Source organism: Cloacibacillus evryensis DSM 19522, assembly GCF_000585335.1.
Lineage (GTDB): Bacteria > Synergistota > Synergistia > Synergistales > Synergistaceae > Cloacibacillus > Cloacibacillus evryensis.
In genome coordinates this window covers 2,984,006-3,008,745 of record NZ_KK073872.1, presented here as the reverse complement: position 1 = coordinate 3,008,745, position 24,740 = coordinate 2,984,006, and the positions used below count along the sequence as shown (strand labels likewise).

Below are 24,740 nucleotides of genomic sequence, written 5' to 3'. Positions count from 1 at the left end.
TTGCGGCGGGCACAGTGCTAACGCAGATCCAGTACAGGCAGTTTCAGTCGATCTGGATCGCATGACGACGTGGCTGTACTGAAGCTTCCGGACATTATGTCAATCGCCCTGATGATACTTTGCCGTGCATAGTCGATCGTTATCGGGGAATTCAGCAGAGATACCAACGCCGTTCTGTCTTTTATTGTGAAAATTTGCCCTTCTTCAATATTTCGTGCAGTCCAGAGATCAACCACGGGACGCAGCGTTTCCATGAAATCGTCTGCCAGATTAAAAGAGTTCAGTTCATTTTTATGATGTATGCCGATAGCACACAAAAACCCGTATGATGTCATGGATCTGGCCACAGCGCCGCGCATGATTGAATATCCGTAATTCAGCGCGGCATTTACACCATTGTCCTCTTGTCGGGTGGTCTGCGGCATATAGCTGTCGAAGTATATTCTTGCCGCAGTGCTCTCTCTGTTTTCCTTATCCCCGCTGCGTACATCTTCCGCGATGGCGCGAAGCTCACTAACACCTTTTTTGCCGAGAATTTCAAGACAGGCGGCCTGATTATTGATTTTTTGCCGAACCACAAGCCGCCAGCAATTCTTTCTGAATGGCAGGGTTTGTCCCAACTGTCCTTTCAATACCTTCAGAAAACGGCTGTGTCCCTGGTATGAGACTAAAAGGCCTGAGGGAATGTGGTTTTTGCCGCACGTAAAAAGCGGTATATCCTTTTCCGCGAGCATATTGAGGAGACTGGAGGTGATGACCGCCTGTTCATTCTCGACGATTATAACCGAGATGTCTTCCAGCGGGATTTCCACCTCTTCTTTTTGTCTGATGACAAGGTGGTTCAGCCGAAGCGAAAGCTTAGCGGGGCTGCCGATTATCACATTACGCCAACCCATGCGGCGGCTTTTCTTTCTTTATCTTGTAGTAGCTTCCTAGGACGTCCGCCTGATATTTTTCAATCAGCTTCGCAGTTCTGATTCCTATCCCACGCCACGACGCGCTTCCGTCATGCTTTTTTATTTCAATAGCTCCAGTTGCTCTGTCGCAACTGTTGTAATATCCGAATATTTCCCTGCCTTTACTGTCGATTATTCTTACGAGATCGTTTTTAAATAGGGAGAAGACGAAGTTATAGGTTTCGTCTATAGCGATCCAGTCGTCTTCTCTTTTGCCCTGCGCTATTGCCTTGTCCTTTACAATTTTTTTTGCTATATCACTGATATAATATGGTATTAAAAAATATTTGCCGTTTTTTTGATAGAGGTCTATCCTGACCATGCCGTCGTTGAAGGCGATACCGCCGTTTACCGGCAGACCGGTAACGCGCGAGTCAAAAATTTTAACAGAATGTACGATGGGGCCTGGTTTTCCATTGCTGGTCGGTTTTCTAAAAACGTCTTTGAACGCTTTTTCCGGATTATCTTCATATTCTTCGAGCTTTTTGGCAAGCGCCTCGTAGAGAGCACGGTCTCTTTCTTTGCCTACTATGTTCTCGAGGTCGCTTTTTTTTAGAGATGTCAGCGCTTTTTTTACGACTATTTTGGGTGGATCGTCATTAAGGTATTTCGCTGAGTATATAGTGTCCTTGTGGGCCGCCCCTGTCGCCCCGCGGTCAGGGCGGCGGGAAACGAAGATAGGTTTCAGATCGTTCAGTTCGCTCTCGCTGTAGCTGGCAAGGCCGAATTCCAGTATCTTTTCTGCCGGATTTTCGGAGAGGCGTGCTTCGACCTCTTTCCTGAAGTGCTCCCACGGTTCGGGACAGCGTCTTTTTTTATTGCCCTCTGCGTTGATCTTTAATTTTTGCAGCTCTCTGTTACGCGAATAATCGGAGATCTTTTTTATTATACCTGGCGTTGCCGCCGCGACGACGCAGGCGTCAAGCGCATGGTGAAGGTCGCTGCTTTCGCGGTCTTTCAGAGCATTGATTCCCCACTGCCAGCGCAGCGTTGCTGTGGCCCGACCGTTGATTCTCGTGACATGATTTTCGGTCTTTTTTTCGGCAAATAACAGGTTTTCCTCTAGCCATTTTGCGACGTATTCTGTTATGTATCTCGTATCGCTCAAATTTCGTTCTTTCATTTCAGAGATGTCACTCTCATCAAGGCTTTTTATCTTCAGGCGCGCGGCCTTTTTCCTGTTTTGGATATTGGCATTAACGCGAGCGGTGAATTCGTTCCATTTTTCACCGTCTCCACCGAAGTAATAATATGGAAGGCGGTTTCCCTTATCTCTGTTGGCGCCGGAAGTTGCCAATACTTTATTTATCCGGCTATCGTCAAAAGAGATGCTGTACGGAATGATATGGTCTATCTCCGCGAAGCTGTCATCACTGCCGTTAAAAACGTCTTCAGGTGCAAGATATTGTCCGGTATATAGACAAAAACCGTTTTGTTCCTTCCAAAGACGAAATTTCTCAAGTTGCCGTCCGTTGGGCGCGTAATCAAACTTGTCCTGAAACTCTTTTGCCAGCTTTTCCTTTTGAGATCTATTTTCTTCCTGTTCTTTTATAATTTTATCTCTTTCTTCTTTCGAACGAGAGAGGTCTCGTGCAAGCTCAACCTGAACTGACTCTGGCGGTCCGTATTTTCGCACGACGGCGTTTACTACTTTGCGTGTCTCTGCGATGGCGCGGATGACGACGGGATTCCTTATTTCCTTCCAATCCGGCACGGGAAGTTTTAGGGAGCGCTCTTTTTCCGCTGGTTTATAGTGGAGATAACCGGCTTTGACGCAGGCTTCGTCATAGCGGCAGCCATCCTTTTCCATAAGCGGGATAAGCTTGCCCATCGCTGCGGCTGACAGATTTACGACGCCGGAAAAATTGAGGGGAAGAACCGCGTCGATAATCTTTTTGTCGATGTTCCGTTCCTCAAGATACCTCGCAATATCCTCATCCGTCTTTTTGAATGTCAAAGTGTAGGCTAAATCATCAAGAAGATCCGGATTTACGCTTATTGTCTCCCAATAGTCCGTTCCTAATTTTTCCGAGAGGCATTTTCTGAATGTGTGCCAGCCCTTCAGCTCAATAAAAACGCTATCTTCGGGGTCCTTGTCCTTTTTTGTGAACGGAAGGCTGTCAAAAATTAAGTTATCCTGCCAGTTGAGAGCTTTTCGTATCTGTTTATATGTGACCTTTGTATTCTTGTAGGCAAGGTTATCAATGGTTATCCGTTCATCTCCGCTCAGAGAAACTTTTTTGCCGTCTAAGCGTACTCTTAGATTCATAATTTTGCTTAGGAGGATGAAACGTTCCGCCGTCCACGATGCTTTTGGCGCTCTTTTTTCGGCAGGCTCAAGAAAGCAGTATCCAATAAGTTTTTCTATCGCGCCGTCGGACGCGAATGGGAGCTGTCTTCCAAAAATATCCTTATATTCTTTCTCCAATTCCATAGAGGCGTAGGTACTTCCAAATTTACGTTGTTCTTCAAAGAGAGCCTCTATTTCTTTCTCTATATCCTTACGGAGAATCGTATGCGAGTATTCTCCGCCTTTGTTGCGCTTGTGGCCGGAAAATTTGGGGTCGCTTTGGATGAGTTCTCCGACTGTCCTGTAACCGGCGCCATTATTGCCGGCTTGAAGCAGTTCGCTGTTTTCTTTTATTCCAGATAGGACCCTGCCGTCCTCGCTGTTTTTTATGTCGCTTTCAGCTACAGTCCTATTTGATTTAAAGCCTCTATGTTTTGCCATGTGTATGAGGATGCGGCTCCATTCCTCACATGTGAGCAGGCGGTCAAGCCCTTCGGTTCTAAGCTCCCAGGGAGTACATTGATGCGGAGAATTGAAAAGATTGTCCATATCCGTCTGTGAAAGGATGCCGCAGGAGATGATGAGTGAACGAATATTTGACATGCGCTGCCTTTTTCGTCTGAGCCTGCGGCGCATATTTCTTGCCTCTCTGCGCGGCGCGGCAAGGGAGGCTCCTGTCTTTGGTTCTTCCGCTTTGTCAAATAGGCGGACGCCAAGATCAGCTATTTTCCCCACGGTTAGATTGAGAACAGCCCAACCGACGGAGGTAATTCCAATATCTAGGCCGAGTGAGTAATGTTCAAGTATGGAAGCATTCATGAGGAAACCTCCCTTTTTATTTGTCGCTGTTTGTTCATTTGAAAGAGGATACCCCGGTTAAGGTACTAAAACCAAAACCGGGGCAAACCTCACGGTAACATCCCAGTTGGGATGCACTTATTATAGCAATGTGCCACACTCCGAAATGCTACACATGCGAACCGTAACCTTAGTATATGTTATTTTTATACTTTTTGCAATAATTTTACTATTATAAGATGTAATGCGTTAATTGTGTTAATTGCAACTCTAAGCGCGAGTCAGAAACAATCAAACACGTGCTTAGAGTTGCAATTAATAATTTTTATATACGTTTAGACGACACACTGGACAATATCATTGACGATTTCTGCGTTGGCCTTCATGGATTTTCGATTGAAAATATTATTTGTTCTTCTGTTTTGACATTCAATATCCTTATCCCGTACCGGATACAGCCTAGCGCGCGGCATATCTGCTAAAGTGCGGAGCTCAGCCGGTTAGGGTGTGCCGCCGGCGCCGCCATTTTTGCCTTATGGTTTGTCTCGTGTATTTGCTGTAGAATAAAGGCCGCATGTACATCTTAATAAACATTGACGTTGGAGGCTGGGCTTATGATCTCATCCGGGCTAAGGACGGGGATACAGAGTAAAAATAAAAAAATAACGCTCCTGGCGCTGGGCTTTTTCTTCATGTTCGGCTATTCCAACGTCTCTTATCTGCTGCCGGTCTATTACGCCGGTGTGGGATTTACCGCCGCGCAGTCAGGACTGCTTGTCTCATCCTTTTATTTCGCCACGCTGATTTTCCGCCTTTTGCTGGGAAATTTGCTTGTCAAAAGCGGCTTTAAGAGGTTCCTGGCGATCGGCGGCGTCGCCTCCGTCGCCGGTTCCGTCTGGATCGTCTTCGCGGGGGATTCTTTTTTCAGCGCCTTTGCCGCGCGCTTCCTGCTCGGCGCGGGAACGGCTTTTACGCAGATCGCCGTCGCCACCTACCAGTCGCTGGCCTTTGCGGAAAAGGAGCGCGGTTTCGCCTTTTCCCTGATCATGGCGGGCGGGCTGGCTCCGATGATGACAGCCGTTCCGCTGGCGGACTGGATATTATCCCGCGGTTATCTTACCGCCTATATCTTTATCCCCCTCGCGCTGACAGTCGCGGCGGCGGTCGTGACTGTCTTTATGCTCGATACGGACGACGTCTCTCTTGACGCCTCGCAGGCGGCGGCGAATCCCTTCAAGGGTATGGGCGACTGCCTGAAGGACCCCAGGATCTTGCTGGCGCTCTTTTCCATGTTCCTCTTTTCGCTGGCCGACGCGGCGTCGGCCTTTATGGCCCCCATGACGGCAAGCTATGGCCTGATGGCCTCTTATTTTCTCTCCTCGAACGCCGTCGTGGGGGTCTTGGTGCGTCTTTTATTTGGCAAGGTGCTTGACAGATATCCGCGCAGAAGGCTCTCGGCGTCGATCATCGCCGGTATGGCGCTGATGCTGCTCTTAGCCTCGGTCAGCCCCAGCCGCTGCTCTTTGATGATATTGGGGCTCGTCTTCGGCGTCGGCATGGGCTTCGGCTTCCCGCTGCATCTGGCGATCGTATCGGACAACGCGCCGCAGAGGCTGCAGCCTCAAGCGATCGCCCTGACGTGGTTCCTGGTGGCGCTCGACTTCGCCCTCGTGCCCCTCATTACCTCGTATATCAGCGGCCTCACGACGCCCGTGACCGGTTTCCGCGCCGTCGTCATTTTCGTGCTGCTGGGGGCGGTATATGAGGAATACAAGTGGCGCAGGCTGGCGTAATTACGAGCGGCTGACGCGCTCTGTCGTAAAATTGTTTTGTATTGCGTTTAAAACGTCTATTCATCGGACGAAAAACACGATAAAATAAATCTGTTCTTTACGCAAAATTCTTGTTACCATCGTATAGATATATAAATACAAATTTGGATCTGAGCTGCAGGAATAATTGAAAGGGAACGACGCGCCGCCTCCGGCAGGCCGTTCCCGGAGGGAAAACGTTTATGGCGAACGACGGGAAAGAGCTTTTGTGGAGCGCTTACGATAAATATTGGCGTCATACGCGGGATATCGCCTTTGTAAAGGATATCCGCGGCGTTTATATGGGCTATTCACAGCCCTTTGCGAAGATGGCCGGCCGCGCCGGCGCGGACGAAATTATCGGCAAAACCGATTTTGAGATATTCGCGGACAAAGAGCTGGCGAAGCGCTACGTGGATGATGACGCGCGTCTGGTGGAGGGCGGCCGCTCTCTGGAAAATTATGTCGAACCGATAACGTCGGAAAACGGCAGGCCGCGCTACTGCCTGACTTCAAAATATATCCTGCGCGACGAGGCCGGCGACCCGGCCGGCATCTTCGGCATTTCACGCGACATCACGGTCGAATATGAAGCGAGGCAGAGCTATGAAAACGAGCTGCGCAATCTTTTCGAGCTGCCGGAGGGGGCGCTTTTATCGGTTTTGTTCGATATCACATCATGGCGCGTCGTCGACGTGCGCTGCCGCGATGAAAGCGATCAGGTGACCTCGCGCTATGGGCAGATAGACCAGTATTTTGAGAATATCTCCGCCTCGGTGGTCGACGACGACGAGGTACGCGAATTTTTCAAAAAGCTTTCTCCCGGATTCCTTGAGAGGGAATACAACAAAGGCAAGAGGGGCCGCTCTCTGGAATATCTGCGGCGGATGCCGGACGGCGGCGAGCGCTGGGTGCGCGACGACCTTTACTTACTGCTTGACCCTGTAAACGGCAATCTGTCGCTGATCATCGTTCTGCACGATATCGATAAGGCCAGACGCGAATACTCCCTGCTGATCTTAGCCGCCGAACGCGATTCGATGACCGGCCTTCTGAATCACGAATCCACGGCCGGGCGCATCGAGCGTTATCTCGACGGCGCCGAGGGCATGCAGGCCCTCTTTATGATCGACCTCGATAATTTTAAGGATGTCAACGACAATTTCGGACATCAGTACGGAGACCGGATGTTGACGGATGTGGCCGATGCCGTAAAAGGCATTTTCCGTGATTCGGATATCGTCGGACGTATGGGCGGAGACGAATTTATGGCTCTGATGAAGGGCGCGCCCTCGGAAGCGGCCGTGCGAAAAAAAGCGGACGAGCTCGTTTCCGCGCTGCAGTTTGCCGCCAGCTGCGGAGAACGGACGCTGGAGGTCACGGCCAGCGTCGGCGTCGTGGTCTTTACGGCGGGAGAGCGTGATTTTAAAACGCTTTACGGCGAAGCTGACTGCGCTCTTTATCAATCGAAGAGAAGAGGAAAGAATCGCTGCAGCTTCTTTGACCGTGAGGAGCAAAATAACATCAATGGCGGCGAGCCCCGGCCTGTTCTGGAAAACGTGGGTACCGTACAGCTGCGCACGCTTCTGGATTATATGGACGGCGGCGTGGTGCTGGCCGAGGTCACCGACGACATCCGCGTCACCTATGTGAGTCCCAGTTTTTACAGATCCTTCGCACACACCCCTGACGAGGCCGCGGGCGGCGTACAAAAAATATTTTCGTTCGTGGTCCCCGAAGACCTGCCGGGGCTCAGAGCGGCGGTCTTTGACGCGGTGCGCAGCAACGATCTCATAGATCACTCGTACCGCGTCTCTTATGGCGGCACGACAGAGTGGCGGCGTATCAGAGCCAAGCGTATCCCCGAGTCGGCGGACGGCATCGAGCGCATCGTCTCGGTGATCACGGATATAACAGGCCTTAAACATGTCAACGAACAGCTGCGCGAAGCGGAGGAACGTTACCGTACCGCGGCGCAGCTTTCCGACGCGATGCTCTGGGAGGTGGACATCGCCTCGAAAACGCTCACTCTCACGGGCTCCGTGTGGAAGAAGTTCAATTATGAGACGCTGGTATTTCCCGACGCGCCGGAGAGCTACCTCCGCGCGAGCACGGTCCACCCCGATTCGGTCGCCAGGCTGCGCAAACTTTATGAGGACCTCTATGCCGGCTGCGACAGCGGTACCTATTACGTCAAGATATGTGACGAAAACGGCGGGGAATTCTGGGTGGAGGACAAATTCCGCTTTCTGCGCGACGAAAACGGAACGCCCCGCAGGGCCCTGGGGATCACGCAGATGGTGCCGAATATAAACGCCGACATGCGCCGCTTTGAACACGAGCTGCGCTACGCCTCCATAATCGAAAACTCGCTGGTCGGACACGTGCGGGCGAATTTTACGCAAAACCTGGTGGAATATGCCAACATGAACGGCGACAACCGTTACGATGACACGCGGGGCGTAACGTATGACGAATACCGCGCCGATTACAGCGCCAAATTTGTAGACGCGGCAGATTTGACACAATTCAGGCGGCTGACCGGCCGTGAATACCTGATGGATAGGTTCCGCGGCGGCGAGAGCTGGATGTTTGTCGATTACCGGCATATCGGCGCGGACGGTTCCCGCCGCTGGGCCAGCCTCTTCATAAAACTTATGCGGCACCCGATCAGCGGCGACGTGGTGGCTTTCGGGTACCTCCGCGACAATGAAACGCGCCGCCGCTGGGAACTTGCGTTCGGAACTCCGCTGCAGCGCGACACGACGCTGCTGCTCTATTCGCGTGAATCCATGGCGGCCTTTTCCAGATATATCATCTCCGTCTGCCCGGACGATAAAGTCGTCGCCGTCTCCGTGGTCGAAATGCTCGGCATTGAGCGGCTGAGGGAGGAAAGCGGCGGCTTCGAGGCGCGGGAGGTGCTTTTCACCTTTGGCCGGATGTGCAGGATAACGATCGGCGGAGACGTGGTCATCGGGCAGCTCGACGAGAACAGGGTCGTGATGCTGCGCACTGACGCCGGCGGCGGCGAGGAGCAGCGGGAGCGCGTCCGTAACACGATGGCTTTGCTCAAAGAACTGTTGGCGCAGGCTCACCCTGGAACCAACGTGAATCTTATCGGGGGCTTCTCGACCGGAAGGGCGGGCGGCGTGTCTTACGACCTGCTTCTGAAAAAGGCCTCTCTCGCCTGCCGCGGCGCTTCGCAAATGTACGGCGAATCCGCCGTGGCCTACGTCGACGCGGAGGACGAGCCTTTCGGCGCGGATGACGAAGGCGGCCTCGCAGAACGTTATCGCGCGCTGGAGCTTCGCTGCCAGCAGCAGATGAATATGCTTCGGGTCAGCGAGAACGACGAACTGACGGGACTGCTTGGCAAGCAGGCCTTTTACCGCCGCGTGAGGGAGATACTGGACGCCGGCCGCGACATGAGATATGAGATCATCCGTTTCGACGTCAACCGTTTCAAAGTATATAACGACGTGCGCGGAACCGCGGCCGGAGACCGCCTCCTGCGCGACGTCGCCGACCGTATAAGGCGCTACCACCGGCAGATAATCCTCAGCGCGAGGCTGGAGTCCGACCACTTTGCCCTCTTCGTGCCGGACGACTCGGGCGCCAAACGCCGTTCCGTGGATAAGCTGATAAAATGGCTCGCCGGATATTCGCCGAATTTCTACATCTCATTCTCAATCGGCGTCTACCGCGTCACCGACCCGTCGGTGGATGTTTCGCTCATGTGCGACAGGGCGCTTTTGGCGCTGCGTTCCATAAAGAGCGGTTTCGACACGAGGCTGGCCTATTACGACGACGTACTGCGCGCCAGCCTGCTGGACGAACAGCAGCTTGTGAGCGATATGGAGGCGGCGCTGGAAAGCGAACAATTTGTACTCTATTTCCAGCCCCAGATAAACTACGGGAACGGCACCCTGACCGGCGCGGAGGCGCTGGTCCGCTGGCGGCATCCGCAAAGGGGGCTGCTCCCGCCGGCGGATTTCATCACGCTGTTTGAACAAAACGGGCTGATAACGCGGCTCGACAAATACGTTTGGGAACGCTGCTGCAAATACATACGCAGATGGATAGACCTTTTCCCGTGGGCAAGGGACTTTTCGGTATCGGTTAATGTTTCGCGCCTCGACATCTGCGATCCGCAATTATGTGATACTCTCAAAAAGATCATACGAAAATACGAACTGCCGGTCTCCGCGCTGCGGCTGGAAATTACGGAATCCGCTTATATGGAGAGCCAGCAGCAGCTCATAGACACGGTCGAGGCGCTGCGAAAAGCCGGCTTCACCGTGGAAATGGACGATTTCGGCAGCGGATATTCCTCGCTCAACACGCTGAAGGACGTCGCTGTGGACATCCTCAAGCTCGACATGAAATTCCTCAGCAACTGCGCCGACAGCGCGCGCGGCGGCAATATCCTGTGCTCGGTGATCCGTATGGCCCACTGGCTCAGGCTGCCCATAATAGCGGAAGGCGTGGAGACTAAGGCTCAGGCCGACTATCTGAAAAGCCTTGGCTGCGTCTATATGCAGGGCTATTACTTCGCGCACCCGATGCCGGACGATGATTTTGAAGAACTGCTGGCCCGGAGCGCGTCCTCGCGGATAGACAGATATCAAGACACGAATGTCGAGGGCATGGCGGCATTCTGGGACGCCTCCGCCCAGACCGCGCTTTTATTCAACAGCTTCGTCGGCGGAGCCGCGATCCTGGAATACAGCGGCGGAACGCTGGAAGCGCTGCGCGTCAACGAAAACTTCTATAAAGCGCTGGGCACGACGCGGGATGCCTGTCTTCCGGTACAGAGAGACATGCTTCGCTGTTTTGACGATGAAAACAGGGCGAAGCTCATAGAAGAGCTGACGAACGCGATCGCCACCGGAGAGGAACGCGGCTGCGAATTGCGCAGCATCCCCGGGGCCGGCGGCATAACCCGTCCGTGGACGCACAACAGGATACGTCTGCTGGCGAAAAACAAGGACAGCTCCATTCTTTATCTTTCGATCGAGGACATCAGCGGCCGCAAACGGATGGAGCTGGAGCAGGAGGTCGAGAACGAACGCCGCCGCCTGCTTATGCAGGCCACAGGCTCCGGCCTCTTTGATTACGATTATGCCTCCGACGTTTTATATTATCAGGTATATTTGCCCGGAGCGGGCGTTGAAAGGCGCTCCGTGCCTAATTGCTGCGATGGCTGTCTTGAAAGTCCGCTGCTGCATCCCGCGAGCGCCGCGGACCTGCGTCGTGTGATCGGGCAGGGGCGGCTTTCTCATCTGGACGGGGAGATCGAATTCCGCGCCAACCTGTGGGGGAAGGGAATGCGCTGGTTCAGGATGCGGTACTCGAGCGTGGAAGACGCGAACGGGCGTGTCTACCGCATCGTTGGTCAGGCCGACGACATCCAGGAATTCAAAGAGCGCGCGGAGCTGGCGGAGTCCATACGGCATCGGCTCAACGCGGCCCCTACGGCATATAAGTTCAACGACGACGTCGTGAGCCAGATATTCGACCTGTTTTACAGCTCCTCCGATATCAGCGGTGCGGTTGAGACGACCCTCGCCCTGCTCGGCGAATATTACGACCTCAGCCGCGTCTATATCATAGAAGATGTGGACGGGCACAGCGCCAGCGAGAACACCTTCGAATGGTGCGCTCCCGGCGTGGAACCGCAGAAGGAATTTCTGAAGCACGTTTCTTACGACGAGATCGGGGGATGGCGGCAATACGTCTCCTGCTTTGACGAGAGTGGAGTATTCTATTGTCCGGACATGAGCGCGCTGCCGCCGGAGATTCGCGCGATTCTTGAACGGCAGGGCATCTTCGCGGTGCTCCAGTGCGCCATCAAAGACGACGGCGTCTATTCCGGCATGGTTGGCTTTGACGAGTGCCGCGCGGATCGCCGGTGGACGGAGGAACAGGTGGGAACGCTGATGTTCGTATCGCGCATCGTCTCTTCATTCCTGCTCAAACTGCGCAAATCCGACAACGCGGCCTTCTCCGCCGATTTCCGCGCCGCGCTCGACGACAACTCCGCCTTTGTCTATATCATCACGTCCGATACCTTCGAGGTCATTTACAGCAACAAGGCGATCCAGGATTTTTACAAAAATGATTTTGTCGGCAAAAACTGTTACCGGGAATTTATCGGGCGCGATGAGCCATGTGAAGAGTGTCCCGTCCTGCGCCTGCACGACCCGAAAGCGCCGCGCGTCGTGGAGGTGCAGCGCGCGGACGGAATGCTCGTGCTCTCTTACGTCTCCCCGCTTCGCTGGAACGGGCGCGATATGGTGATGGTCTCGTGCGTCGACATAACGGAGAGCAAAAAGGTGGAGCTTGCGCTCTCGTCTGCCAACATCGCGCTCTGGACCTATGATATAAAGGAAGACTGCTTCACGATATCGGCAAACAGCGCTTACCGCTACGGCGTCAAAGAAGTGTTGGCCGGAGCCTACCGCGCGGCGCTGGCGGACGGCATCGTAATGCCGGACAGCGCCGTCGAATATACGGCGCTCCATGAAAAGATCAAAAACGGCGAAAGGACCGCCTCGGCAACGATCCACTACAACAAAAAGCTCTGGCCGGCCGAGTGGATGACCGTCACGTACACCGCCGTATTCGACCCCTCCGGCAAGCCGTCGATGGCGATCGCGATCGGCCAGGACGTCACCGCGCTGATAAAGGGCGGCAAAAAAGACTAATGCCGCGCGTCCCCGCGTTTCGCGCGGGGACGCGCGGTCGTCGTGGACTGTCTCTGTTGTTTATTGTCCGCCGATCAGCACCCTGAATCCGTACCCCGCAAAGACGCGCGCCGCCGCGGCCATCCTCTCGTCGTCGGGCGTCTCAAAGTCCTCTATCGCGAATTCCCTGCCGAGCCGCCGGTATTTCTCCGAGGCCGATTTGTGGAGCGGCAGCAGGTTCACCGTCCGCACGGACGTCTCATCGCGCAGAAAACGGCAGAGCTCCTCCAGCGCCTCTTTATCGTCGTTCACGTTCGGGATCACCACCATGCGCAGGACGATCTCCTTCCCCAGCTCCGAGAGGCGGCGCAGGTTGGCCTTGATCGGCGCGTTGTCAGCCCCCGTGTATTTCCGGTGTTCGGCGGCGCGGATATGCTTGACGTCGAAGAGGAAAAGGTCGACGTAAGGCGCGGCCTTTTCCACCGCCTCGCGCGGGGCGAAGCCGCTCGTCTCGACCGCCGTGTGCAGTCCCCGCGTCTTCGCGAGCGTCAGGCATTCGCGGAGGAAATCGGCCTGAAGGAAGGGCTCGCCGCCGGAGAATGTCACGCCGCCGCCCGATTCCTCGTAGAAGATCCGGTCCTTTTCCGCCTCGGCGACAACCTCCGCCGCCGTGACGCTTCTGCCGACCTTTTCCAGCGCCTCGGCCGGACAGTTTTCGGCGCATCTGCCGCAGAGGCGGCACTTCCCGGCGTCGAGAGAGATCCCGCCGTCCCTCGGCGAGAGCGCGCTGGCGGCGCAGAGTGAGACGCATTTTTTACAGCCGACGCAGCGCTGCCGGTAATAGACGATCTGCGGCTTGACGGATAGCCCCTCGGGGTTGTGGCACCAGAGGCACGCGAGCGGGCAGCCCTTGAAAAATACCGTCGCCCTGATGCCGGGGCCGTCATGGATAGCGTAATGCTCGATGTTGAAAATCGTGCCGTTCATCTGCCGCCCTCCCCTTCGCCTCCCGCGGCTTCGGCGGCCTTGGCGAATTTGCGCCCCGCGAGGAAAAAGCGCGCGTCCCTGAGCAGCATGAAGAGCAGCATCACGATGCCGATGTAGCTGCAAAGCGTGTAGATGATATTGATGAAGCTGCGGTATGGCACATAAAGGGCCATCAGCAGGCCGAGCACGCCGACGCCGACGGTGATGAGGCGGAAGCGGCGCGAAAGGTCGCCGCCCGCGAAGCGGCTGGAGGTCGTCCAGAGCAGGGGCACGGCGGTGGTGTAGACGCTGCCGAGCACGATGAAGGCAAAGAAGTTGCCGAGCAGGGGCGAGAGCCTGTTCGCCAAGATCAGGTTGGGGATGGCGGCGGTCGCGACCTCTTTGATGTTGCCGATGAGCGCGAACGAGCCCACCGTGGTGGTGACGAGGACCGCGAAGCAGGCGAGCACGATGCCGGTCGACAGCTCTTTGAGATCGCTCCTGGCCCCGAGCTCCGCCGAGAAGGCCGCGAACCAGCCGATCACAGTGACGGAATGGAAGATAGAGCCGATCCAGAGGTTGGGGCCGATCGATATCTGTCCCAGATTGCCCTCCCGGATCAGGCGGAAGCCCTCGGGAATGTTTTCATAGCTGCGCGCCAGTGTGAAGAGCGAGATAAGAAAGACGCTGACGATGAGGATAGGCCCAAGCTGCCCCAGCACTCTCACGATACCGCGCAGTCCGAAGATGTTCGTCGTCACGACGAAGAAACAGAAGATGACCGCGCCGAGCCATTCCGGCATCGCGAACTGCTGCGCGAGGGCGGCGGCCGCGCCGCTGCACATCACCATATAGCAGAGGCCGCAGGAGATGATGATGAAGATGTCGAAGGCGAGGCCGATGATCTTGCCGCAGTAATAGGTGAAGATATCGCCGTGCTGTTTGAATTTTTCCCGCGCCCCCGCCCGCGTGAAGCTCCAGTTGTAATACCAGAAGATCACCAGCGCCAGCATCGGCCCCAGTAAAAAATGCCAGCCGTAGGCGAAACGAAGATAATACTGCATGAGGTCCTGTCCAGTGGCGTAGCCCGAGCCGAAATAATAGCTGATGTAGCTGCCGGCGAAAATGAGGATCGATTTCCAACCGCCGGTTTTCCCGTTGATATTTGTCATCACAAAGCCTCCGTCTCTTTAGCCTAACTGTGGGCCGTCCTGCGGATGATCTCGTCCTGCAGCGACCTGCCGACGGCGTTGAAATAATCGCTGTATCCCGCCACGCGCACGATGAGATTGCGGTACTTCTCCGGCTCCCTCTGCGCCCCGCGCAGCGTCTCCGCGTCGCAGACGTTGAACTGGAGGTGATAGCCGCCGAAGCGGAAATAGGTCCGTATCAGCCCCGCGAGCTTTTGGATGCCGTTCTCGTCCTTCAGCGCGTCGGGCAGGAACTTCATATTCAGCAGCGTGCCGCAGGTGCGGGCGTGGTCCATCTTCGCCGCCGACTTCAGCACGGCGGTCGGTCCGCCGCGGTCCGCCCCCTGCGCCGGCGATATCCCTTCGGAGAGCGGCGTGAAGGCCGCGCGCCCGTCAGCCGTCGCCAGCGTCATCTCGCCGAAATACATGTGGCAGGTGGTGGGGAGCATATCCATGCGGTAGGTGCCGCCACGGCTGTCGGGCCTGCCGTCCACGGCGTCGATGAAATAATCGGAAATTTCCTTCATGATGGCGTCGGCGTAATCGTCGTCGTTGCCGTAGCGCGGGGTGCGGTTCGCGAAGACGGCGCGCATCTCCCCGCGGCCCTCGAAGTTGCCGTCGAGCGCCTCCACCGTCTCGGCGAGAGTGTACCTTCCCTCGTCGAATACGTGCTTTTTGATCGCGGCGAGGCTGTCCGTCACCGTGCCGATGCCGACGCCGGGCAGCATCGAGATGCTGTACTTCGGGCCGCCGTCGTTGTAGTTCCTGCCCTTGGCGACACAGCCCTCGATGAGCGAGGAGAGGAAGGACTGCGGCAGGTATTCGGCGAACATGCGCTCGAGATACTGCGTCCCGCGCAGCTTGGTCTCGATGACGTGCTTCGCCTGGAGCTTGAAGGCCGCGATCAGCTCGTCATAGTCAGCGAAGTCCGCCGCCGCGCCGCTTGCCGGGCCGATCCGGCGCTTTGTCCGCGGATCGACGCCGTCGTGGAGCGCGAGTTCGAGTATCTTCGGGAAGTTGATATAGCCGATGAGCGGCGCGGCCTCCTTGCCGTAGCAGGTCGTCTCCACGCAGCCGCAGACGCCGCCGCCGCGCGCGTCGGCCAGCGTCTTGCCGGTGCGCAGCTGCTGTTCGATCGCCGCGTCGGCGTTGAAGACCGCCGGGAAGCCGCGCCCTTTGCGGATCACGCGGCAGGCGTATTTGAGAAATTCGTCGCTGTTGACGCGGCTGAGCAGGATGTGTGCCTGCGGCTGGATGAATTCGATCTCGTCGAGTATGTCGAGGAAGACGTAAGAGAGCTCGTTGACCGCGTCCGTCCCCTCCGGCGTCATCCCGCCGAGGCTGATGTTGACGAAGTCGTTGTAAGTCCCGCTTTCGAGCGCGCTCACGCCGTACTTGGCCGGCGCGGGGTGATTGTTGAACTTTATCCACCAGGCGCATAGAAGCTCCTTCGCGAAACCCTTCGTCAGCGCGCCGCTCTCGACGTCTTTTTTATAGAAGGGGTAAAAATGGCGGTCGATATGCCCGGGATTGCAGCCGTCCCAGCCGTTGGCCTCTGTGACCACGCCGACATGGAGGAACCAGTAGGTCTGCAGCGCCTCCCAGAGGTCGCGCGGCGCGTGCGCGGGGACGCGGCGGCAGACGTCGGCCATCTTTTCCAGCTCCGCCCGTCTCGCGCCGTCCGCGCAGAGAGCCGCTTTCTCAGCCAGCAGCTCCGCGTATTTCTTGGCGTAGAGGATGAGCGCGTCGCAGGCGATATCCATCGCCGTCAGCTCCTCCCGCTTGTCGGAGGCCTCGGGGTCGTTCATGAAATCAAGCGCCGCCGCAGCGGACTTGATCTCCTCCTTTATCCCCAGCAGCCCCGTCCCGTAGATCTTTCCGTCCAGCGCCATCGAGCCGGGCGCGCGCTGCTCCAGCGTCTCCGTGATGAGGCCGCTTTCGTAAATATCCATCCACTCGCGCTCCAGCCGGCCGAATACGCGATCCCGCAGCGAACGGCCGCGCCAGTAGGGAATGATTTCGTTTTTGTAAAGATCCTTCGTCTCGTCGGAGACGTTGTAGGGGATCATCCTCTGTGAGGCGAGCATCTCCAAATCTTCGAGCGAGTGGCAGGCGATCTCGGGGAAGGTGGGGATGCGTTTGGGGGCGCTCCCGCGCTCGCCGACGATCAGTTCGTCGTCGCCGAGATAGAGCTCCTTCTTTTGAAAAAGGTCCTTGAGGGCCAGCGCGCGCAGCACGGGGATGCTGTACTTGCCGTCATTTTCCCTGTAAAAGGCCGTGATCACGCGCGCCCTTTCGGGATCGATCCAGACCTCGGCCTCCCGACTGAGTTCTCTGAGGCGCTTCACCCTCTGCGTGAGCGCGAGGCGCGGGCCATCTGCCGGCGCAGCGCCCAATGGCTGTGACGTCATAAAAAAACCTCCTGTTCAGTTGTCAGTTTTGGTTATCGTCTTGGCGGGGAAATAGATTGTCGCCGGTGCGGCGCGGGAATGCCGCGCGCCGCCCGGTGATCGGCTGCCGTCAGTCTTCCAATACGGCGGAAAGAGAGCGCAGGAAGGAGCCGGCGGGGAAGGCCGCGATCTTCTCCGCGGTGAGGAAGATCCCGTCCATATAGATGTCGCTCGTAAAATCCTGCACCGATATCTTTATCACTTCATCCTTGCGCGCGAGCGTGATCTCATGTCCCGAGAAAGGCCCGGGCCAGGGGAGGCGCTGCGAGAAGACCGGCACGCCTTCGATAGCGGCGCCGAGGACGCCGGCGTAGCTTTCCCTGCTCGCGACCGCGCCTAAAGCGCCCTCGGAGGCCGCCGCGGCCGCGAGAGCCGCCGCCGTGCCGCTGGGGGCGTTCGCCATTTCGTTCGTGTGCTGGTCGGTGATCGTGACGTACGGATAATATTTGCGCGCATGCTTGATGAAATCGGCGGCGAGGCTGATGCCGAGCCCGTAATTGGGGATCACGGCCCAGCGCAGGCCGCGCGCCGCGACCTCGTCCCTGTACGGCGCGAGCTGTTCCTCCGTGAGGCCGGTCGTGCCGATGACGGCGTTGAGCCCCGCGTCGAGATAGGCGCGCATATTGTTCTCAAGGACCGGCGTCGCGGAAAAATCTATCGCCACGTCCGGGCGGCTCGCCTTCAGCGCCTCCGCGAGCGACGGCAGGATCGTCATTCCCAGCTCCTTCGTCCCCGCCGCGACGCCTATGTCGAGGCCGGTCTCCTTCGCCCATCCTCCGACAAGCTCAAATCCCTCTTTCGCCTCGATAGTCTTCACGATCGCACGTCCTACATTTCCTGAAATCCCGGTAACAAAAACTCTGATCATCGCTCTTCCTCCCATCGCCCTGCGGCTGATATTTTTCTTTTACAGCCGCATGATATCACGAAGGGATTTACCTGCACAAGAACGCAAAAAAATATTAGATACTAAAGCAAAGTTGAGTATTGACAACAATAGTGTAACAATCATAAAATCGCCTTGAAAACGTTTGCCGGGCGACAGCGCCCGCCGCGCCGCGGAGAAAATTTAAAGTATGGAGGAAGCGCCGAGAATGCTGAAATTTAAATACATGATCGACATCATTGACGGACACACCGCCGGCGAGCCGGTCAGGCTTGTCACGGCCGGGCTGCCCCAGATAAGGGGCCGGAGTATGCTGGATAGGATGAATTATTTCAGGGAAAACTATGACGGCCTGCGCAAGATGATCCTGCGCGAGCCGCGCGGGCACAACGACATGTACGGGGCCGTCCTGCAGCCGCCGGTGACGGACGACGGCGACATGGGGCTCTTTTTTATTTATAACGGCGGCGTGAGCACCATGTGCGGACACGCAACGATCGGGGCCGTAAAAATGGCCGTAGATACCGGCATCGTCGCCGTGCCTGACGACGGCGTATCCGTGATAAAGGTGGACACGCCCGCCGGCCGCGTCACAGCCGCCGCCGACGTTCACGGCGGCAGGGCGGTGAGCGTCGCGTTTACGAACGTCCCCTCCTTCGTCTATGAGGACGGCATCAGGGTCCCAGTCAAGGGCATCGGCGAAGTCGAGGTCGCCGTGGCTTACGGCGGCGCCTTTATGTGCTTCGTGGAAGAAGAAAAGCTCGGACTCAAAGTCCTGCCCGAAAACAGGGCGCAGATCGCGGCGCGCGCCGTCGAGATAAAAGATTGGCTCAATGAAAACGTCGATATCCGCCATCCGCAAAACCCGGGGATAAAGGGGATATACGGAACGCTCGTCACCTCACCCGTGGAAAAGAGAGAGGGCGGCTATGAGAGCAGGAGCGTCTGCGTCGTCGGCGAAGGGGCCGTGGACCGTTCGCCCTGCGGAGTCGGCACCTCCGCGCGAATGGCGCTGCTCATCGCGAGAGGCCAGATGGATAAAAAGGACGATTTCTACTCGACGAGCATTCTCGGCACGGAATTCGTCGGCTCCGTCGCGGCGTCTGAGGACGTCTGCGGTAAAGAGGCGATAATCCCCCAAATCAAAGGCTCCGCCTACATCAGCGGTTTCAACAAACTCGTCCTTGACCCGAGCGACCCGCTCCCGGAAGGATTCTTCCTTTAGGAGGGGCGTCGCTTGCCCGATCTATAAAAATTAAAAATTGAAGTGAATTTTGTCGCGGGGGCCCCGATATGCGAAGGCGGCCCCCGCGATAAGATGCTATAATGCCCCTATATGATTCCGGCGAAACGAGGATTTCGTAATGGATTACGAACTGAAAGACTGCACCAGACCGGGGGCCGAACTGAAGGATACGGGATTCGGTTACACGCTCTCCCTGATAGGCGGCAAATACAAGATGATAATCATCTATTCCCTCGCGCAGCACGGCAACACGATGCGCTTCAACGAACTGCACCGCTTCATCGGCAACGTCTCCTTCACCGCCCTCAGCACCGCGCTGAAGGAGCTCGATGCGAGCGGACTCGTCGAACGCAAGGAATTCCCGCAGATCCCGCCGCGCGTGGAATATTCGCTGACGGAAAAGGGCGTCTCGCTGCTCCCGCTGATGGAAGACCTCTGCGCCTGGGGCAAAAAACACCGCCCCGCCCGGTAAGCGGGAACATTTCTCCTGTGTCGGAGCGCGCCCGTTCAGTTGGGCGAAAACGGCAAATAGCTGGAAACGGCTCCTTGCCCTCGCGCGCGGCTGTCCTGTAAAAGACAGTATCTAACCGGAGTATTCCTTATGCCTCGCCATATCCTTCAGCTCCTGCAGCGTTTCGGGTGTGATGTCGCGTGAAAAATAGGAGCAGTAGACGGAGTTGTTTTGCAGCAGCGGTTCTTCCCGGAGTTCCGGCAGCTTGGCCGCGGCCTCTTCAAAGTGCGGCGTGCCGGGGATGGGGGAAAACTCGGCGAGTTTCGGCGTGCCGCCGTTTTCCCAGACGAAGCGTATCGTCTCTTTCACCGAATCAAGATCCTGTCCCGGCAGGCCGGCGAGGATGTATGTTTCGCAGTCCTTTGAACCGTAGCCGGCGGACAGCAGGTTTTTCACCGCGGCGGCGTATTCTCCGCGCGCCACCTTGCCGGAGCCGTCGCGAGCCACCTTGGGGTCGATGCTCTCAAGCGAGAGGCGTATCGTTTTAAAATTATTTTCATAAAGCACCCGCGCGCAGGTCTCGTCGATCTGGCGCACGTGGAGGCCGTTGGGGGTGTGCAGCCGCAGCCCGCCCCCGTAACGTGCCATAATTTCACGACAGAGGGGGTAAAAGAAATTTTCCTTGTCCAGCAGCAGCGCGTCGTCGTAGAAGGCAAAATCCCCCGCGCCCAGACCGGCCTGGAAGTCTATCTCGCGCAGCACATCGCCGAGCTCCCGCCGGCGGTATTTCGGCCACAGTATGTTTGAGGCGCAATAGCGGCAGGAGAAGGGGCAGCCGAAGGAGGTCATCACCACTCCGTAAGAGGGGCTGCCGTAAAGATCCATCGCGGGGTACGGAGCCTCCGGCTCACGGCGGTCCCGCACAAGGAGGTCGGCCCCGAGCGCCGCCGCATGTTCCGGGCACAGGCTTGCGTATGTGCCCCCCAGCGCCACGGGGCTTTGCGGAAATATCTCTTTCAGCACCTCTATCATCCACCGCACCCCCGGGTACCAATAGGTCATCGCCGAGGTGAGGAATATATAATCCGGCGCTTTTACCGACGCCAGTAATGAAGTTATCTCGCTTTTGCCCAGGCCGAAATGGTTGTACCGGCGCGGTATGGCGCGGTAAACTTCCGGTTTTTCGATCTCCGTTTTCCTGATTTTCGCGCGGCCGAAGCTCTTTTCGCCCTCCGCGGCCAGCGCGACGCAGTCCAGCAGGGAGACTTCGTTGTGTTCTCTCACGCTTTGCAGAAGGTAGAGCAGTCCGAGCGGTTTCGACCAGAGGTCCATGAAGGCGAAGTCGCGCACAGGCGGGTTCACTCCGAGTATCCGCGCGCCGCGTATCGCGAGCAGCTCCCCGCTTTCTATCCTAAGGGGGCGTTTTTTTATCTCAGGGGTTTGTGAAATGGTTTTACCGGTCATCGACGCGCCTCTCCATAATAATAAACTTGAGCCGGTTTCATAGTTTAATTCAAAAACGGCTCTCATGGAAGGGGCAGCGCCGGCGCGACGGGATATAAAGGCCGCGGAAAAGTTCACGCGGCCCGTCTTATCCTGTAATTTTTGCCTTTGCCCGCTTACGGGGCGCTGCGGTTTTTAAAAGTCGAACTTGATGCCCTGCGCGAGCGGCATCTCGCTTGAATAGTTGACGGCGTTGCTCTGGCGGCGCATGTATCCCTTCCAGGCGTCGGAACCGCTCTCGCGGCCGCCGCCGGTCTCCTTTTCGCCGCCGAAGGCTCCGCCGATCTCGGCGCCGTTTGTGCCGATGTTGACATTGGCGATGCCGCAGTCGGAGCCCGCGTAGCTGAGGAATTTTTCAGCCTCGCGGAAGTCGGTGGTAAAGATCGACGAAGAGAGGCCGTGTATGACGCTGTTGTGGATCTTTAGAGCGTTCTCGACCGGTCCGCCGTAGGTGATCACGTAGAGGATGGGACAAAATCTCTCCTCTTTGACGAGCGGCATATCAGCGCTCATTTTGAAGATCGCCGGGCGCGCGTAGCATGGGCCGAGCTCAGGCAGCAGCCCACCGCCGTAAAGCAGCTCGCCGCCCTGGGCGGCGGCCTCTTCACAGGCCTTGACGTAATCCTCCGCCACGCCGGCGTCCACGAGCGGGCCGATGTGCACCCCGTCTTTAAGCGGATCTCCGATCATCAGCTTGCCATACGCGGCGGCCAGCCGGCGGACCGTCTCCTCGTATTTGCTCTCGTGCACGATGACGCGGCGCGTGCTGGTGCAGCGCTGCCCGGTCGTGCCCACCGCTCCGAAGACGATGCCGGGTATCGCCTGCGAAAGGTCGGCGTGTTCCGTGACGATGGCCGCATTGTTGCCGCCAAGTTCGAGTATCGCACGCCCGAAATGTTTGGCGACGGTCTCGCCGACGTGACGCCCGATCCCGGTGGAGCCGGTGAAGGAGACGAGGCGGGCGCGGCTGTCCTCCAGCATGATCTCGCCGACGTCGCGGCCGGAGCCGATGATGAGGTTGAATACGCCCTCGGGCATGCCGTTCTCTTCCATGACTTCCGCGACGATCTTCTGGACCGCGATCGCGCAGAGCGGCGTTTTGCTCGACGGCTTCCAGATGACGACGTCTCCGCAGACGGCGGCGATCATCGCGTTCCACGACCAGACGGCGATGGGGAAGTTATAGGCTGAAATGACGGTGATCGGCCCGAGAGGATGCCACTGTTCCATGAGGCGGTGCTCCGGGCGTTCCGACGGCATCGTCAGCCCGTAAAGCTGGCGCGAGAGGCCTACAGCGAAATCGCAGATGTCGATCATCTCTTGAACTTCGCCCATGCCCTCCTGCAGGATTTTGCCCATCTCCATGGAGACCAGGCTTCCGAGGTTTTCTTTGTTTTCGCGGATACGCAGCGCGATCTTACGCACGATCTCGCCTCTGACGGGCGCCGGTACGGCGCGCCATTTTAAGAAGGCCTCCTCCGCGGCCGTCATGACTCTTTCATAATCGCCGGCGTCGGCGCACTGAATACTTCCCAGCGGCTGGTTGTCGACCGGCGAATAGCTGACGAGTTTTTTTGTCTTTTCAGAAGCAAACCACTTAATTCCTGTGGAAGCGCCCTTGCAGAGGCCGTCCACCCCTAACTTTGCCGTCAATGTCTTTTTGTCCATACGATACGTTCCTCCTCTTTAAGCGAAGCTGCCTGCAGCATCTACCTTTTTTTGCCGATGCAGTGTAGCACGATTTTTATTAAAATGCAATTAAGTTGCAATAACGAACTAAAGACATAATTTAGTTTACTAATATTTAGAAGCATATACATATCTTCCCCCGCCGCGCGCCATGTACGGAGGGAGTGATTTCAAAATTTCTTATCAATACGGATATTGGTCAGACCATAAAAGAAAAATTTCTCAATATATTGTGTTTTGTATTTTGCTCACGAATTAGTTTAGATTGACAATAAAATGAAAAAAAGTGCATAAAACGCCAAAAAACGGCTGGTATCAACGTTATAAATTGCTTTCACAAATCATACGACTTATTGTTTCGCTGAAATGTGCTAAATTTTTTAACTATTTAGAATATGTAAAAAGGCTTGCAAACATTTGGAAAAAGTAGTATAAGGTGTACTGGGCAGTCCACCAAGGAGGTTTTTTCACAATGATAGAAGCGCCGGTTTCAAGAGGAACTCGAATCTATGAAAAAGTGGTTGAAAAACTGAAAGGTGAAATCGCCGCGGGCAATATCCTTCCGGGTGATCCGCTTCCCTCTGAGCGTCAGCTCATGGATGCTTTCGGGGTCAGCCGCAGTTCTCTGCGCGAGGCGTTCCGCGTGATGGAGCTTCTCGGCCTCATTGAGTCCATCCCCGGCAAGGGGCGCTTTGTGCGTCATCCGCGCACCATCTCCGAGGACAGAAACACGATACAGCTTGAGGATTCCGCCATCCTTGAATTGATGGAGGCGCGCCGCATCCTCGATCCCGCGATCGCCGCGGAGAGCGCCATGCGCGCCACCCCCTCTGACCTCACAAGGATACTGCGTGTCATTACAGCGACGGAAAAGACGCTTTCCAGTCCGGAGGAGCGCGCTCAGGCCGACTTTGACTTCCACCTTCTCCTCGCCGAGGCGACGCATAATTTTGTCTTCATAAACCTTACGAGGATGAACTTCGACCTGATACTTGCCACGCACGAGAGGATATACAACCTCCTGGACGACAAGGACGCGTTTTTGAACGAGCACCGGGACATGTACGACGCCATCCTCGACCATAACGTCGAGAAGGCGCGCGAGGCGGCCTCGCATCACATCGACAGGATTTACCGCACGCTGCACAAGGGAATCGCGGCGGGCGAATAAATACAACAAAGAAAACAAGTGTGGGACAGAAAACAAAATTTATAGGAGGAATTGCAACAATGGAGAAAAAGATCAGAGAGCTTTTTCCTGAAATCGAATGGATTAAGGACCCCGAACTGCAGGCCAAAGTGGTGGCTTCCTATGTGGACGCCCTCAAGACGGGCGGCTGGGAGCCCGAGGATATGGACAAGATCCCCTTTACGCTCCTCATTCCGAACTGCCCCTTCTCTTATCTTGAGCATGTCCGCGGCGTAACGCGAGTTGCCAAGCGCGCGATGGACGAGTTCAACGCCATCTATGCCGCGAAGGACGCGAAGTTCACGATCGACAACGACCTGCTCGTGGCGGGCGCGCTGCTGCACGACGTAGGCAAACTCGTTGAGTATGCGCGCAACGAAAAGGGCGAGACCGTCAAGTCAGCCAACGGCAAGAACCTCCGCCATCCCTTCTCCGGAACCGTCATCGCGCTGCGCAACGGCTGTTCCGACGCGATCGGCCACATAATCGCCAACCACGCGCACGAGGGCGACGGCACGCTTCGCAGCCCGGAGGGCGTCCTCGTTAACAAGGCCGACTTTATCAATTTTGAGTCGGTAAAGTCGTTCCTCGGAATGAAATAAATTCTCTACCTAATCCAATACGGAGGG

The 24,740-nt window shown here is 56.4% G+C and carries 14 protein-coding genes; 6 read left to right on the top strand and 8 right to left on the bottom strand.

The window, feature by feature from the left end:
• Positions 1–17: 17 nt before the first annotated feature.
• Both cas1 and cas9 read right to left on the bottom strand, forming a co-directional pair.
• Positions 18–896 (bottom strand): type II CRISPR-associated endonuclease Cas1, encoded by an 879-nt coding sequence (cas1, locus tag CLOEV_RS13455; RefSeq protein ID WP_034444354.1) that lies wholly within the window; start codon positions 894–896, stop codon positions 18–20.
• Positions 883–4,065 carry a type II CRISPR RNA-guided endonuclease Cas9 gene (gene cas9, locus CLOEV_RS13450; RefSeq protein ID WP_034444351.1) on the bottom strand — a complete coding sequence of 1,061 codons (3,183 nt, stop codon included), beginning with the start codon at positions 4,063–4,065 and terminating at the stop codon, positions 883–885. The genes cas1 and cas9 overlap by 14 nt, the downstream gene beginning before the upstream one ends.
• A gap of 593 nt (positions 4,066–4,658) precedes the next feature.
• On the opposite strand from cas9, the gene CLOEV_RS13445 reads away from it, so the two are divergent.
• The gene (locus CLOEV_RS13445) at positions 4,659–5,837 is read left to right on the top strand and encodes an MFS transporter (protein ID WP_034444348.1); all 1,179 of its coding nucleotides are present in this window, start codon (positions 4,659–4,661) and stop codon (positions 5,835–5,837) included.
• Between the two features lie 221 nt (positions 5,838–6,058).
• Entirely contained in the window at positions 6,059–12,562 is a 6,504-nt protein-coding gene (locus CLOEV_RS16205; RefSeq protein WP_051485102.1) for an EAL domain-containing protein, read from the top strand.
• A gap of 60 nt (positions 12,563–12,622) precedes the next feature.
• Here CLOEV_RS16205 and CLOEV_RS13435 read toward each other — a convergent pair whose 3' ends face one another.
• The 4 genes from CLOEV_RS13435 to CLOEV_RS13420 form a co-directional block, all read right to left on the bottom strand.
• Positions 12,623–13,528 (bottom strand): glycyl-radical enzyme activating protein, encoded by a 906-nt coding sequence (locus CLOEV_RS13435; RefSeq protein ID WP_034444346.1) that lies wholly within the window; start codon positions 13,526–13,528, stop codon positions 12,623–12,625.
• The gene (locus CLOEV_RS13430; protein WP_034444343.1) at positions 13,525–14,679 is read right to left on the bottom strand and encodes a YkvI family membrane protein; all 1,155 of its coding nucleotides are present in this window, start codon (positions 14,677–14,679) and stop codon (positions 13,525–13,527) included. The genes CLOEV_RS13435 and CLOEV_RS13430 overlap by 4 nt, the downstream gene beginning before the upstream one ends.
• 23 nt (positions 14,680–14,702) lie before the next feature.
• The gene (locus CLOEV_RS13425) at positions 14,703–17,108 is read right to left on the bottom strand and encodes a glycyl radical protein (RefSeq protein WP_051485101.1); all 2,406 of its coding nucleotides are present in this window, start codon (positions 17,106–17,108) and stop codon (positions 14,703–14,705) included.
• A 109-nt stretch (positions 17,109–17,217) separates the two neighbouring features.
• Positions 17,218–18,015 carry a 4-hydroxy-tetrahydrodipicolinate reductase gene (locus CLOEV_RS13420; protein ID WP_034444341.1) on the bottom strand — a complete coding sequence of 266 codons (798 nt, stop codon included), beginning with the start codon at positions 18,013–18,015 and terminating at the stop codon, positions 17,218–17,220.
• A 226-nt stretch (positions 18,016–18,241) separates the two neighbouring features.
• Here CLOEV_RS13420 and CLOEV_RS13415 point away from each other — a divergent pair, with 226 nt between their 5' ends.
• Together CLOEV_RS13415 and CLOEV_RS13410 are read left to right on the top strand one after the other, a co-directional pair.
• Positions 18,242–19,258, top strand: coding sequence for a proline racemase family protein (locus tag CLOEV_RS13415; RefSeq protein WP_051485187.1), 1,017 nt, complete (start codon positions 18,242–18,244; stop codon positions 19,256–19,258).
• A gap of 139 nt (positions 19,259–19,397) precedes the next feature.
• On the top strand, positions 19,398–19,751 hold the full coding sequence (locus CLOEV_RS13410; protein WP_008709551.1) for a winged helix-turn-helix transcriptional regulator: 354 nt from the start codon (positions 19,398–19,400) through the stop codon (positions 19,749–19,751).
• Between the two features lie 111 nt (positions 19,752–19,862).
• Here the strand turns inward: CLOEV_RS13410 and CLOEV_RS13405 are convergent, their stop codons facing one another.
• Together CLOEV_RS13405 and amaB are read right to left on the bottom strand one after the other, a co-directional pair.
• Positions 19,863–21,194 (bottom strand): B12-binding domain-containing radical SAM protein, encoded by a 1,332-nt coding sequence (locus tag CLOEV_RS13405; protein WP_084482424.1) that lies wholly within the window; start codon positions 21,192–21,194, stop codon positions 19,863–19,865.
• Between the two features lie 174 nt (positions 21,195–21,368).
• Entirely contained in the window at positions 21,369–22,901 is a 1,533-nt protein-coding gene (amaB, locus tag CLOEV_RS13400; RefSeq protein WP_034444338.1) for an L-piperidine-6-carboxylate dehydrogenase, read from the bottom strand.
• 493 nt (positions 22,902–23,394) lie between these two features.
• Between amaB and CLOEV_RS13395 the strand changes: the two genes are divergently transcribed.
• Positions 23,395–24,093 carry a FadR/GntR family transcriptional regulator gene (locus tag CLOEV_RS13395; RefSeq protein WP_008709554.1) on the top strand — a complete coding sequence of 233 codons (699 nt, stop codon included), beginning with the start codon at positions 23,395–23,397 and terminating at the stop codon, positions 24,091–24,093.
• A gap of 59 nt (positions 24,094–24,152) precedes the next feature.
• Positions 24,153–24,713 (top strand): HD domain-containing protein, encoded by a 561-nt coding sequence (locus CLOEV_RS13390; protein ID WP_008709556.1) that lies wholly within the window; start codon positions 24,153–24,155, stop codon positions 24,711–24,713.
• Positions 24,714–24,740 lie beyond the last annotated feature (27 nt).

Bases quoted from the DNA above. Each gene is read 5' to 3' on its own strand.
- CLOEV_RS13435 (WP_034444346.1), bottom strand. From the start codon at position 13,528: ATGAACGGCACGATTTTCAACATCGAGCATTACGCTATCCATGACGGC.
- CLOEV_RS13420 (WP_034444341.1), bottom strand. From the start codon at position 18,015: ATGATCAGAGTTTTTGTTACCGGGATTTCAGGAAATGTAGGACGTGCG.
- CLOEV_RS13415 (WP_051485187.1), top strand. From the start codon at position 18,242: ATGCTGAAATTTAAATACATGATCGACATCATTGACGGACACACCGCC.
- CLOEV_RS13395 (WP_008709554.1), top strand. From the start codon at position 23,395: ATGATAGAAGCGCCGGTTTCAAGAGGAACTCGAATCTATGAAAAAGTG.
- amaB (WP_034444338.1), bottom strand. From the start codon at position 22,901: ATGGACAAAAAGACATTGACGGCAAAGTTAGGGGTGGACGGCCTCTGC.
- CLOEV_RS13405 (WP_084482424.1), bottom strand. From the start codon at position 21,194: ATGACCGGTAAAACCATTTCACAAACCCCTGAGATAAAAAAACGCCCC.
- CLOEV_RS13445 (WP_034444348.1), top strand. From the start codon at position 4,659: ATGATCTCATCCGGGCTAAGGACGGGGATACAGAGTAAAAATAAAAAA.
- cas1 (WP_034444354.1), bottom strand. From the start codon at position 896: ATGGGTTGGCGTAATGTGATAATCGGCAGCCCCGCTAAGCTTTCGCTT.
- cas9 (WP_034444351.1), bottom strand. From the start codon at position 4,065: ATGAATGCTTCCATACTTGAACATTACTCACTCGGCCTAGATATTGGA.
- CLOEV_RS13390 (WP_008709556.1), top strand. From the start codon at position 24,153: ATGGAGAAAAAGATCAGAGAGCTTTTTCCTGAAATCGAATGGATTAAG.
- CLOEV_RS16205 (WP_051485102.1), top strand. From the start codon at position 6,059: ATGGCGAACGACGGGAAAGAGCTTTTGTGGAGCGCTTACGATAAATAT.
- CLOEV_RS13410 (WP_008709551.1), top strand. From the start codon at position 19,398: ATGGATTACGAACTGAAAGACTGCACCAGACCGGGGGCCGAACTGAAG.
- CLOEV_RS13430 (WP_034444343.1), bottom strand. From the start codon at position 14,679: ATGACAAATATCAACGGGAAAACCGGCGGTTGGAAATCGATCCTCATT.
- CLOEV_RS13425 (WP_051485101.1), bottom strand. From the start codon at position 17,108: ATGACGTCACAGCCATTGGGCGCTGCGCCGGCAGATGGCCCGCGCCTC.